This window comes from Streptococcus sp. 27098_8_103, from assembly GCF_041432345.1.
GTDB classification, from domain to species: Bacteria; Bacillota; Bacilli; order Lactobacillales; family Streptococcaceae; genus Streptococcus; species Streptococcus mitis_BV.
In genome coordinates this window covers 1-12,622 of record NZ_JAPVZK010000014.1, presented here as the reverse complement: position 1 = coordinate 12,622, position 12,622 = coordinate 1, and the positions used below count along the sequence as shown (strand labels likewise).

The 12,622-nt window shown below is 35.0% G+C and carries 10 protein-coding genes and 1 pseudogene; 1 reads left to right on the top strand and 10 read right to left on the bottom strand.

Annotated features, from left to right (window positions below):
• Positions 1-43: 43 nt before the first annotated feature.
• The 10 genes from pezT to O3599_RS05530 all read right to left on the bottom strand — a co-directional run bounded on the left by pezT (position 44) and on the right by O3599_RS05530 (position 11,212).
• Complete coding sequence (pezT, locus tag O3599_RS05575) at positions 44-802, bottom strand: type II toxin-antitoxin system toxin PezT (RefSeq protein ID WP_050292535.1); 759 nt, start codon at positions 800-802, stop codon at positions 44-46.
• Complete coding sequence (pezA, locus tag O3599_RS05570) at positions 802-1,278, bottom strand: type II toxin-antitoxin system antitoxin PezA (protein WP_247939618.1); 477 nt, start codon at positions 1,276-1,278, stop codon at positions 802-804. The genes pezT and pezA overlap by 1 nt, the downstream gene beginning before the upstream one ends.
• A 445-nt stretch (positions 1,279-1,723) precedes the next feature.
• Positions 1,724-2,179 carry a hypothetical protein gene (locus O3599_RS05565; protein ID WP_247939620.1) on the bottom strand — a complete coding sequence of 152 codons (456 nt, stop codon included), beginning with the start codon at positions 2,177-2,179 and terminating at the stop codon, positions 1,724-1,726.
• Between the two features lie 274 nt (positions 2,180-2,453).
• On the bottom strand, positions 2,454-4,193 hold the full coding sequence (locus tag O3599_RS05560) for a glycoside hydrolase family 13 protein (RefSeq protein WP_371512221.1): 1,740 nt from the start codon (positions 4,191-4,193) through the stop codon (positions 2,454-2,456).
• 162 nt (positions 4,194-4,355) lie between these two features.
• Positions 4,356-5,240, bottom strand: a complete 885-nt coding sequence (locus tag O3599_RS05555; RefSeq protein ID WP_371512220.1) for a diacylglycerol kinase family protein — start codon at positions 5,238-5,240, stop codon at positions 4,356-4,358.
• A gap of 615 nt (positions 5,241-5,855) precedes the next feature.
• Positions 5,856-7,292 carry an LlaJI family restriction endonuclease gene (locus O3599_RS05550; RefSeq protein ID WP_247939747.1) on the bottom strand — a complete coding sequence of 479 codons (1,437 nt, stop codon included), beginning with the start codon at positions 7,290-7,292 and terminating at the stop codon, positions 5,856-5,858.
• A 5-nt stretch (positions 7,293-7,297) separates the two neighbouring features.
• On the bottom strand, positions 7,298-9,220 hold the full coding sequence (locus O3599_RS05545) for an AAA family ATPase (protein ID WP_261018286.1): 1,923 nt from the start codon (positions 9,218-9,220) through the stop codon (positions 7,298-7,300).
• A gap of 1 nt (position 9,221) precedes the next feature.
• Complete coding sequence (locus tag O3599_RS05540; protein WP_247939745.1) at positions 9,222-10,289, bottom strand: DNA cytosine methyltransferase; 1,068 nt, start codon at positions 10,287-10,289, stop codon at positions 9,222-9,224.
• A complete protein-coding gene (locus tag O3599_RS05535; RefSeq protein WP_247939744.1) occupies positions 10,282-11,010 on the bottom strand; it encodes a site-specific DNA-methyltransferase in 729 nt (242 codons plus the stop codon). Before O3599_RS05535 ends, O3599_RS05540 begins: the two co-directional genes overlap by 8 nt.
• A gap of 1 nt (position 11,011) precedes the next feature.
• On the bottom strand, positions 11,012-11,212 hold the full coding sequence (locus O3599_RS05530) for a helix-turn-helix transcriptional regulator (RefSeq protein ID WP_247939743.1): 201 nt from the start codon (positions 11,210-11,212) through the stop codon (positions 11,012-11,014).
• Between the two features lie 136 nt (positions 11,213-11,348).
• Here O3599_RS05530 and O3599_RS05525 point away from each other — a divergent pair.
• A pseudogene (locus O3599_RS05525) lies at positions 11,349-12,042 on the top strand (XRE family transcriptional regulator).
• Positions 12,043-12,622: the final 580 nt, after the last annotated feature.

Genomic DNA, 12,622 nt, shown 5'->3' with positions numbered 1-12,622 from the left:
TATAAGTAGACTATATTTTAAAATTTGTGTTCTAACAACTATTTCAATTAGTTAAATCTTTAAATCTTTCTTCTCCAGATTTAAGCATCTCTTTCTCTACCTGACTCCACTCCCCAAACAGTAACTCTTGAAGAATATCTGCTGCTGAAATTTTATCTTCTCTTGAATCATGTACACAACTTCTATCTCGTTGATAAATTTGAATTCTTTCAAAGATAGCTAGTTCTTCCAACTGTCGGGTATTATCAACTAGATGATTTACAATGAAATCATGATGTTCTTTTGGAGTTGCGCGTGCTTGATTTGGATTGATGGCGTACAGTTCTTCATAACGGATAAGAGTACTTATATAGGACAGCTCAGGCTTTGTTGCAATTAAGGCTAATTGTACTTCATATCCCTTATTTTTCAAGAGTTGTGCTGTTTTCTTTGGAACATCAACTGTTCGTAAAGTTCCCTCTATCAAAAGATTGTATCCCAAATTGCTTAATTCTGTTACTAAAGACTCCACCATTTTGCCTGCAAAATCTTTAGTGTATTCAACACTATCTTTACCATATACTTGCTGCAGTTCTAAATAGTGTGGATGCTGAGAACGAAAACTATCGCCATCTATGATAACAATATTTCCTTGAAATTCTTTCTGTTTAATTCGATGAATTGTAGTCTTACCAGCACCACTTTGCCCTCCAAGCAAAATAGCTATAGGTTGCTTACTGGACTTTTTTCCTCTTGTCAGAGAACGAAGATTCCGTGCCAAAGCATGTTTGAATTCACTATCGGTATAATCTTGGATTTCCATTAGGCTACCATCCGTTTTTCAGATATCTCTAACATACGTTCAATTCCATCCAAATAACCGATATATCTCTCTATTTCATCAAAAGTTTCTACTAAATAGATATTCGTATGAATCAAGTCAGATAGATCATCACTCATTAAAATCCAAGGATTAGATTCATCATCAACGCTAATTCCCTGACTATCTTGATAACGATAGAGTCGAGATAATAGATTAGCACCTCTTTCTTTCACAATTTCAATTTTTAAAGTCAATTCATAATCTTCAACAGGATTGAGAATTTTATCTTCTCCTACAATATCGACATAAGATACATTAAACTTCTGACAAATGATGTCTATTAATTCGGTAGAGACTGAACTCGTTCCATTTTCATAACGACTCAGACTATTTCGTGAAATACCTACAATCCGTGCAAATTCGGGTTGTGTTAAGTTATGTGTTTTACGTAAGGATTTTATGTTCTTTCCAATCATGGCAAACTCCTTTATTTTTATAATTCAATTATAGCATAAAAAAGCATAACGCACCAAAATTGGTGCGTTATTTCTTGTTTTTCTAGCCTAAACTTTACTTCTAAAAAAGTCACCTAAAGAGCCATAAATATTTATTCTTGTATTAATTTTTTCGATGCGCAAACGATATCTACAAATACATTTATAACTATTCATCTTTTAGGATTTTTTGTTGTCAAAATTGCCTTTATCTACAAAGACAAAAAGCTTATAAAATAGCTTGAAATCAATGATTATCACCTTTTTTGTTATAGCAACACCCCGCATGTGATTATTAGGATATTAGCAAAGCGTATCCAATAGCACAATAAAGTGTTGTTCTTACTGATTTTTTTACTACATTGCATAGTCTACTATGTAAATATCAATTAGACTATTTTATAGAACATCCCAAATTCAGCATTAACTAAAAGTAAGATTCTATTGTATTTCCTTGTCGATCTTTCATATCACGGATTTTATTTTTCAGAATATCAAAGTTACAGATTCCATCTCTAATATCATTATCCGCTCTGTAGCCATTAATCATCTCAGTCAGAGTTTTCCCTTTACTACCATTCTTTATAGTGGTATTTACTCTTTTTATCTTGATATCAAAAGGCTCATATGTTTTATACTTAATTACTTCGTCTTTAAAATCAAATAAAGGTGTATCCGGCTTAGCTTCCCATAAGATAATCAACCACATTATCGCATTATAAAGCTGTTTTGCAGTTTTATTCCACTCTTCAGGTTGTAAATTTCCACCCCCTCTATTGTAATGTTCTTGTCTATTATTTACATTAGGTTCACCTACAAGAGGATTAAAAAGAGGTAATCCTTTGTGATTAATTAGTTCTAAAAAATCTCTTGCAGCACCCATGCCACACTGAATAACTTCCTTCTTGCCATCAATTTTACTCTCAGCGATAAATACATAATATTCATCTTCAATAGTTGCTCCTGCATCACTATGTTTTTGTTGATTTGCTAACAGTTTAATATGTGCTTTAGGCTGAACTTCAAAATCTCTAACAATTCTTTGTCTTGTTTCATGTCCTCTACAATTCATTTAAGTTTTCCTTTATAAGTTTAGTAACTAGCCTTATTATACTACATAAGTTGACCATACGACCATAATCTACATCAACTAGTTTTTAGAAAATCACAAATCCATTTGGAGAGATGACAAGCTGATTCTCCAATTCTTTGCAATTATTTGGTAGTGCTACTGCTTCTTTCTCCACAATACAATCTTTTGTTGATTGGTTGAATATTGATTTGAGAACCTGTCCTTCGTATTTCCATTCCAAAGCTACTACATCTTGTTTGATTTCTTCGAGGTCATACTTACCATGCTGAATGGTTGATGACGCTTGTTTTCTAATATTAATCAGCTGCTTCATGAAATTCAGCATATCATTGTCACTTGATACACGTTCCCAAGGCATACAACGTCGACAATCTGGGTCTGGACCGCCAGTCAAGGATAACTCTGTTCCATAATAGATGCAGGGTGTTCCTTTTTGTAAAAAGAGAAAGGCTAGGGCTGATTTAACCAGTTGAACATCCTCATTGGCCGTCCACAAGATTCGTTCTGTATCATGCGAATCCAAGAGATTAAACATAACCTCTGAAATCTGCTGCTTGTAATACATAGACTGACCATTGATTTCATCGATGAACTGATCCGTCTTCTTAACACCACGCAAAAAATACTCCTTGATGCTATCAGATAAAGGATAATTCATGACCGCATGGAACTCATCGCCATTTAGCCAAGGCTGAGACGTATGCCAGACTTCTCCTAGGATATAAAGATCAGGCTTTTTAGCTAAAACTGCCTTGCGAAAATCCTTCCAAAACTGATGATCAATCTCATTAGCCACATCCAAACGCCAAGCATCAATATCAAACTCTTCAATCCAATAAGTCGCAACCTTCAAAAGATACTCCTTGACCTCTTGATTGGCTGTATTTAGCTTAGGCATATAGTCCTCGAAACCAAAAGCATGATAAGGCAACTCTCTCTTGTTGGCTAGTTTTTCAGTCATCACTGGAAATTGTTGAATATGGAACCAATCCTTATAAGCAGACTGTTCACCATTTTTGATAACATCTTGCCATTGAGGAGATTGCGAACCAATATGATTAAATACAGCATCCAGCATAATTTTCATACCGCGCTGATGAGCGTGCTCTATAAGCTCTCGAAAGGTTTCCTTGTCTCCAAAATGATGGTCAATTTCAAAGTAATCCGTCGTATTGTACTTATGATTGCTCGTAGATTCAAAGATAGGACAAAGATAAAGTCCAGTAATTCCCAAGTCTTGCAAGTAATCCAGATGGTCAATAATCCCCTGTAAATCACCACCAAAGAAATCATCACTCTGAGGTGTGATAGATGAATCCCAGCCTAAAGTCCCTTCTGGGTTTAATAGAGCATTTCCATTAGCAAATCTCTCAGGAAATATCTGATACCACACCGTATTTGAAACCCAGTCAGGAATCTGGCATGCATCAATCTCATGAAGATAAGGCAACTTAAATCCATTCCCAATAGCATGAAGATTTTCTAGAGAATTTTCCACACACCCTTTATCGCCATACAAAATACTTTGACCTTCTGTATCCTTGAGTTCAAAGAGATACTGGATACGTGCAAAGTCAACGGACACTTCAACCTGCCAATAATCAAAGATGGCATCAGAAGTTATCTTGGCCATTTTCTTTGTATCTTGATAAAACTCCTCCATAAAGATAAAAGGGTCGCCATAATGCAGGTTGATGCTTTCAATGTCCCCTTTCTTAGTTCGAATCCGAATATGAAGTTTCTTATCCTTATAAAGATAGGCATACTCCGACTCAGTCCTATGGTAAATAGCACTTAATTCCATCAATTTGTCTCCTAAAGTTTTAATTCAAATTTTACGCAAACGTTTTCAAAATCAATAAATCTAGTATACTATTTTTGTAAACTATTTGCAAGGAAGGTCCGTTCTTAAAAGAACGCCCTTTTTAAGTATACAAAAAGCCTTAAAAAAGGCTTTCTCTATATACTAATCCTCTTTCGGTTTTGAAAATACTTCTACTCGCTGAGCTAGGACTTTGATTTCTACAGGTAGGTTATCCGCTTTATCGCCGTCAACATCTGACTCCAATTCACTATCTGAAGAGATTTTAATATTCCGCGCCTTGATATATTCGATATTATCATTTGCGACAACATCGCCTTTCAATAAATCAGGAATGACGGATAATTTAGAGAATATAGAAGCATCTTTTAGAATCAAAATGTTGGCATAGCCGTCTTTGTTTTCTTCAAAGATTTTTTTATCAGCGAAGTAATTTGTCAAGAGAACCAACACATGGCTAGCTTCACCAACATAATTTCCATTTTCTGTCTCAACCTTAATGTTAAAGACCTGATCTGTCATGACAGACTTCATGGTATTTACAGCATAGGCTAAAATACCGAATTTTGTTTTGTCCTCGATTTCAACATTGTGAATCGCCTCAGGTAGAGAACCGATACTAAAGATATAACCAAAATAATTGTCATTCGCTTTTCCGATATCAATCTTATTGGTTAAATCAAAATCCAGTTCATCTATCGCGCCATCGATGTCTTGATTGATTTCCAAAAGTTTTGTAATGAGGTTACCCGTACCGCCTGGGATAATCCCTAACTTAGGAATGTAGTCTCTCTCAGCAATACCCGAAATGACTTCGTTGACAGTCCCATCTCCACCAAACACAACCACTGCATTGTACTGCTCACGAGAAGCTTCCTCAGCAAAATGTGTTGCATCCAAAGCTTTTTCGGTAATTTTGGTTTCTACGTGCTCAAAGTATTCTTTTGCTTTATTCTCCAGCTTTTCTTTGTAATCCAAAGCCTTTTCCCCACCAGAGGTAGGGTTGATAATTAACATTGCTTTTTTCATTGATTTTCTCCTTAATTTTAAATAGAAATGTTTACATTTCGTCGTATGCAAGTAAATGTAATCCTATTATACAATGAAAATACAGAAAAGAGAAATATGACGTACTGGAGATTAATACGCTTTTATTCTATTTTCCCATCAAAGTCCCCTCCTAATCAATTCTGACTCTATTACAATACTTTTAGATTTTCTAGATATATTAAAAAAACAGTAACCTTTTATATTACTGCTGACGTTACATTGCAATTATTCACTTAACCCGATTCATTAGTTAAGATTCCAAGTTTATGGGCGACGGTTTGAATTATAAGGTACAAACTAGAAATGAAACCAAGAACCTCGTTATGAGTTTCGATTATTTTTAACATTACTGGATTCATAAAATCTCCTTTCTCATTGACAGAGAGCTTCTTAACTAATAAGCACACCAGTACAACCAGACTAATAACTCCTAGCCTGTCATCGGGAATCGAGTTAAATGAACAATTTACTTTACTAGTATATCAAAAATTGTGATATTTTACAATTTGAAACAGCAACCCTCATCAGGTTGCTGTTCCTACAATGTTACTTCAGTTCCCCCATTTATTATTTCTAGACTAATCAAATAGTCAACTAAACACTACTGCTATCTTTTAATGTTTCAATTACCTCCTTAAGTGGACTTTCCTCTAAATATGCACGATAAACTTCATCTACATTCAATTTGATGATATAAACAGGACTCAATTCTAAGGGTTTACGTGTAAACATATCCATTGTTACTGAACCAAAGTCGAGGTCTATTTCTGATTCAGTTGGCATCACAAAGAAATTTTTCACAACTAGTTCTTCTTGGACAGAAACCAAATCTTTATAAGCTAGTTGATACAAGAATTGTTTCGTGACATCCCCAATCCCTGGATTATTGTATAGTCCTTTATCCTCAACTTTTAAGAGATAATACTTAGCATCAAAAATCATAAACAGAGGAGACTGAACTGATATGGTATCTGGAATCAAGGTATCACTTTTCTTTTCATTTCCTTTTGAAGCCCATTTAGGTTTCTCAATGATTTCTTTCAAGCTCTTTGTGCTATCACCCAGTCCAAGAGACTTAAGTGAATGATCAAGATGGTTTTCTAAAGCCACTGCGCAGGCTTTCTCCCAAACTACATGGAATGAGTTCGTTCCAAAGAAACTGATATTACTTTTTTCTAGTGATGTATCCTTCTTATCAACATAGATATAAAGTGCTTTCAGCAACAATTGATTTCTAGTATTAAACTCTACTGAAAGTTGTTGCTTGATTCGATAAAGAATATAGTCCTTTTCAGCTAAATCATACAGCTCCTCATCTGTCAAAAGAAGTTCCGGCAAGCCTAGTAAGTCATGCAAATCGGCATCCTGCAAAGTCTTAGTCGCTTGAGTCAAAATAATTTCATGAAGTCGTTTGATAAAGTGCGTTTCATCATCAACCTTCCGTTGAGTAACCAACTCTGGATAATAAGGTCGATTATTCGAAATAATAGTAAAGGTATCATTAATTGTTCTATCCCAGTTAATGCCCCCATAGCCGTTAATTTCTAGAATTGTATCCTCAACATTATACAAACCATACTCAAAATAATCATTCAAGAGATACATAATTAGAGCTAGTTCATTGAAAGAGCTACCTGAATCATACTCTGAATAAATCAGAATTTCTTGTTCCTTCTGATCAGCTTTCTCAATGACTTTGATAACCTCTTCGAGCTTGATATCGAGATTCTCTTCCTTATCGATATACTTAGGATAACACTTAAGAACAAAGTTCTGAATCATCACAAGACCGACATAGGTAAAGACATAGAGCGACTCACTGCCGCCAAAAGAAAGTTCCTCAAGTTCTGTATCTTCTTCGAATAAGTCTGATAGTTCCTGTTGTTCCTTACTGTTTTTTACAGTTTTTAAGATACCAAAGGACTTCAAACGTTGGAGTAATTTTTGAAGTAGCTCTCTATCTAGATTAAATTTAAGTTGAAGTTCATGAAATGTATATCTCTTTTGTTCACGAATAAACACTGACTTCATATAATCTAGTCCTTATCGCTTGAAGTAAATTCATCATATTTTTTTGAGACACTATGAGCAAAAATCTGCAATCCTTTAACATCAAACTCCTTACAGATAACTGAGTATCTGTTTGAATTCTCTACTCCTTGGAAGAAATCTTTCCTCTTCTGCTTAGCGGCATCATCAAAGAGATACATCAAGACCTTGTTCTTGAAGACATCAAGGAACTTGTCATTTAGGATAGGCTCATAAGATTTCTTATCTGACTCGGCTGGATTACTAGCTTCTGATTTAATCTCAATCTTATATGAATCAAGTTTAATGAAAAATGGCCCCATCAACTTATCTTCATTGACATTGTAATCTTCAGATAAAACTTCATTGAATGCCTTACGAAGTGCATTCCACTCATAAGTTTGACCCGCAACATTAAATTTATATCCTTCAATCTTAGCTTCTCCGCCATCCAGTTCTAGATACTCAAAATCCCAGCGTCTCTTAAAGGCAGTATCCATTGGGAAAACACCTTGGTCAGCACTATTCATTGTAGCCCAAATATATAGATTGTCAGGCAAAATTAATGTAGCCACTTGGTCTTCAGAGACATTTAGTTCTTTTGCAAGATACTGTTTTAAATCTTCAGAAGTACGGATTGGATACTCACTTACACCATCTTTTCGATCTAACAGTTGGAAAAGATCACCGAAGACTGCTGAAACCTTAGCACGGTTAATCTCCTCGATTAGTAAGAGGTAAGGCTTGGGATTATCTGTTTGAGCACTCTTAAGAGCTTCTACATAAATACGAATGAATGGTCCAGGCACATACTGATAGGAAATCTCCTCTTTTCCTTCCTCGTTAATTACAGGAACTGGCTTATAAGTACCAACAAATTGAGAAAAGGCATAATCTGGATGAAAGGTCACACGTTCATAGTCTTCTTTGACATCAATCAATAATTTAGACATTTCTTCATCTAGAGTATGACTTTTACCAGTACCAGGCGCTCCAAAAAGAATGCGATTTAGTGGCTTATCTGAATATACTGGCTCAGTCTCATATTTTAATGAATCTAAAATATGAGTTGTTTTTTCAATTTCAACTTTAGTAGGAGCTTTCTTAGTTGCTACTTCAAAATATTTATCTAGTCTGTTTCTATAGCTAGTAAGTAAAGAAACGTCTGAAGCTGAGGTTAAAATACCTTTTTTATTCTGCAAGTACTGGTTGAGTCCTTCATTAAGTATTGAACCAAGGATCCTTAATGACCCCTTAGCTTCTACATCACTTGTGATATCTACTTCAGTCTCTCCATCAATTAACAAATCATAGATTGCCATGTTATTGAAGTGTACATCATCTCCTTTATTTACTAATTTATAAATCGATTTCTCAGAGATTAGAGTTAAGAAGTTAATTAATTTTTCTTCGGCAACACTTGAGTAACTAACATCATATCCTAGCCATTTTAAAAGAACTCGATTTAGAATTGATAAATCATCAGCAAAAATTAGGGTAAGATAGTCAAAATTCGAGGTAAAAGAAATTTTCTTTTCAAACCTACTACCACCTGTTCGTTCTGCACTAAAAGATTTTTCTGAATCAACAAAAGTAAATCTTGCTAGTTCATAACACAATTCAAAAGTAACAATCAGCGCTTCAATTTGAGAGGTTAGTAAGGGATTGTTATCTAGGGTATTACTGAAGTTTGAACTATCAGTACGTTCATCACTAAATATATCTTTTACTTGATTAAATACTTTACTATAAACCGTGGGTTTTAAAGTAATCCCTTTCCCATCTGCATTGGAAGAATACTCAATCTCATACTTGTTGTCTGATGTCTGCCATAGTAACAATAAAAGAGCCACCGCAGACTTAACTTTAGGCATCGAAGATTTAATACCTAATTTCAAATCAATCGGTTCATAGTGTTTCAGATTATCCACCTTAACCATTTTCAATCTCCATATCTTTTTTAATTAATTCTGCAATTGCATTTGCTAATTTTGGAGGAACTGCATTCCCCACCTGTTTCATTTGTGATGTCTTAGTACCATAAAAAATAAAATCATCTGGAAAAGACTGCAATCTTGCGGCTTCACGCACAGTGATAGCTCTATGCAAAAATGGATGTGTAAATTTCCCTGAGGAAGGGGTATCAAAACGAGTAGTAATTGTAACTGACTGTTCTGATTTAACCATACGTTCCCAAGTCCCACTATAAATAGATTTAGTCAGATGCTCTTTTGGTAAAGACTCTTTACCTGAATTTTCAGGTATCATCCTCAGACGCTCCAAAGCGATTTCAGAGTGATTTGTCGCTTTATGGTTATAAAGTCTAGATGACTGGGAACGCATTTCTTCTTGATATTTAGTTAGAGAATCTGATATATAAGTCTGTTCTTCATCTCCCTCACCAGAATTTAAAAATGCTAAATCACTAATTGCATCCCAAATAGTAACCGTATCAACTTGTTTCAGCTTGAAATCTACTGCATTATCACCTTTTTTACCGATAATAATAGCTCTTCTACGTTTCTGTGGTACTCCAAGCGTACTAGCATCTACAATATCCATGGAAAGACAGTAACCTAAATTCTCAAATAGTTCAACTAACTCTTTTCTGAAATAGCCTTTTTCTGCAGTCAGGAGATTAGGAACATTTTCCATAACAAAGTAGTCAGGAGATACCAACTCCACAACCTTTACAAAATACTTAAATAAGAAATTGCGTTCATCATTAATTGTTTTTCTACTTCCTTTCTGGGAGTACCCTTGACAAGGTGGACCACCAATGATAACTTTAATTTTTCCTTTTAGTGATCCAAACTCTTTTTCTAGGTCGAGCGAGGTTATATCACCTACAATCATATTAGTGGTAGGATGATTCTTTTTATAAGCTTCAGCAATACTTTCGTCAAACTCATTTGCAACAAGCGTATTAAAACCAACTTGCTCAAAACCAAGTGACATACCACCTACACCAGCAAAAAGATCCAGCACATTGTTATTCATTATCCAAATCCTCTATTCTTTGAGTAGCAATATTAAAATATCCCTCTTCAAGCTCAATACCAATAAAATCTCTTTCCAAGCTTTTCGATACCACTCCTGTTGTACCGCTTCCCATAAATGGGTCAACAATTAAGTCACCTTTATTTGATAACAGCTCAACAAAATGACTAATGAGTTGAACAGGTTTTTGAGTAGGGTGTTTCCCGAAGGCTTTTTCATTCTTTGTAACGAGAGAAGTTTCAATAAAATCATGATATAACTTACCTTCATTATTGAAAGTACCAGTTCTAGTTTTATAAGTGAAATAGAGCCAAGCCTCTGTGGAATTCACAAAATGAAGATTCATATTTCTTGGCATTGGGTTAGTCTTATGCCAAATGCCAGTTGTTTTATAATAAAAACCATGTTTTTCTGCTATCTGAATCAAGGTTTCTAATTTAATAAGTGACATGAACATAATCATACTAGCCCCTTTTTTAGAAACCCTAGCGGACTCTTCAAAGAAGTTATCCATTGACATCAACCACTCTTCATAATCCAAATCATCCCAACCTGCTGCACCAAAGAAATTGTCTCTCATTTTATGTAGATTGGTATCACGATTTTTCATGAACATTCCCAAATTATACGGTGGATCAGTTAAAATCAAGTCAACTGTATCTGACTTAATCTGTTTCAAAAAGGTAGCACAATCGCCATTATACAACTTAATTTTTGCCATACTAATCACCACTCTCAATTAACTCTGATACATCACAACACAAATAGGTCGATATTTTTAGCAAGGTATCAGTAGTTACACTCTGATTCTTAACTAATTTTGAATAAGTACTTGAACCAAGCTTTACAGCTTCTCTCAACTCAGTTCTGGAAATATTTTTCTCTTTTAATTTTTCCCATAAAGGGTTATAACTAATATTCATCTTCACTCCAACAATAATATTCTTATAAATTATATCACATAAGTACCTAAAACGGTACATACAGCTCCTCTATTGTCAAATTAAATAATTTTTGATCAACTATTGTTGTTTAATAAAACAACAGGAGTGGTATACCATGTTTTCAGAAATAAGTCTAAGTAAAAGAAGAATTGAGAAAGATTTATCTCAGGTAAAAATTGCAGAAATACTTAACATAAATAAATCTTCCTACAGTAGTTGGAAATCTGGACGTGCCAATCCCAATCAAAAAAATCTAGAAGAACTTGCTAAAATCTTAGATGACGATGTAACCAACTTCGAGTCAGAGTACAACATCGTTAATAACTTTCTTCAGCTTACTACTGCTAACCAACAAAAAGCTGAAGACTATGTTGAAGAGCTACTGCAACCTCAATAATCCGATAAGGTCATCTAACTCTTCCTTGTACCAGTTCTATCAGAAGTTGCTCTTTCTGCTGGTCTAGGTGAAACACTCTTTGATGAGTACGAAACCGAAACAGTCTATTCTGATGTTAAGCATTATGGTTATGATATTGCTGCTTGGATTGAAGAAAATCTATAGAGATAGTCTATAAGAGTGGCGAGGTTGCTTTGATTCGCGCCGATGGCTTTGACTATGATGGTGAGGTGAGGTTTATGCCCTCTCATGGAATGAATCTATCTACATCCAGCAACTCTATCGTGAAGAAGCAGGTTTTCGTATGGTTTCTTTGAACGATGATTACCCTGATAAATTTATTCCTTATGAAGATGAACCACTCATTGTTAGTCTTGTTATTAGTCATTTTATGCCTGTAGTAGGAAGTTAACATGCGTTTAAAAGAATTTTAGATCTAGGGACTTATGACCTTGATCTGGAAGCTTGTGTTAACATTGCTACTCACCCTACAATAAACTGTCACACGGTGTTTAATATTAACTTCGTCAGTAAACTCTCTTTTTACGGGATTGATTTTAACTGTGCATTCATTTGCCAAAAGCCTATTGAGAAAAACGTACCCCTATGTGTATCTCGTAATAGATTTTGTTTCCAAAGACTATTATTCCAACATATTCAAGTCGAGTTTTTACTTTTATACTTACCCCCTTAAATCATAACCACCCGTCTAACGGATGGTTTTCACCAGGGCTATAAGCCCAAATTACCAGCCAGCGCATAAAGACGCTGGCTTTCACTTTGTTCAAGCCTTATTGCTTTTGACTCGTCACTTGTCTCTCAAAGAGACTTTTGTGCCATGGTTTTCTCCTTTTGCTTTACAATTGGCTTGAACACCTTTATTGTATCGCGTTTGGAGTTTTTTTGGTATAACCTTCGACGCGCACTCGCATAGCGGGTGGTTTAATTGTCTCGCACTTAACGGAGCGTGACGGACTAATAGTCGCATAATG

Bases quoted from the DNA above. Each gene is read 5' to 3' on its own strand.
- pezT (WP_050292535.1), bottom strand. From the start codon at position 802: ATGGAAATCCAAGATTATACCGATAGTGAATTCAAACATGCTTTGGCA.
- pezA (WP_247939618.1), bottom strand. From the start codon at position 1,278: ATGATTGGAAAGAACATAAAATCCTTACGTAAAACACATAACTTAACA.
- O3599_RS05565 (WP_247939620.1), bottom strand. From the start codon at position 2,179: ATGGGTGCTGCAAGAGATTTTTTAGAACTAATTAATCACAAAGGATTA.
- O3599_RS05560 (WP_371512221.1), bottom strand. From the start codon at position 4,193: ATGGAATTAAGTGCTATTTACCATAGGACTGAGTCGGAGTATGCCTAT.
- O3599_RS05555 (WP_371512220.1), bottom strand. From the start codon at position 5,240: ATGAAAAAAGCAATGTTAATTATCAACCCTACCTCTGGTGGGGAAAAG.
- O3599_RS05550 (WP_247939747.1), bottom strand. From the start codon at position 7,292: ATGAAGTCAGTGTTTATTCGTGAACAAAAGAGATATACATTTCATGAA.
- O3599_RS05540 (WP_247939745.1), bottom strand. From the start codon at position 10,289: ATGAATAACAATGTGCTGGATCTTTTTGCTGGTGTAGGTGGTATGTCA.
- O3599_RS05535 (WP_247939744.1), bottom strand. From the start codon at position 11,010: ATGGCAAAAATTAAGTTGTATAATGGCGATTGTGCTACCTTTTTGAAA.
- O3599_RS05530 (WP_247939743.1), bottom strand. From the start codon at position 11,212: ATGAATATTAGTTATAACCCTTTATGGGAAAAATTAAAAGAGAAAAAT.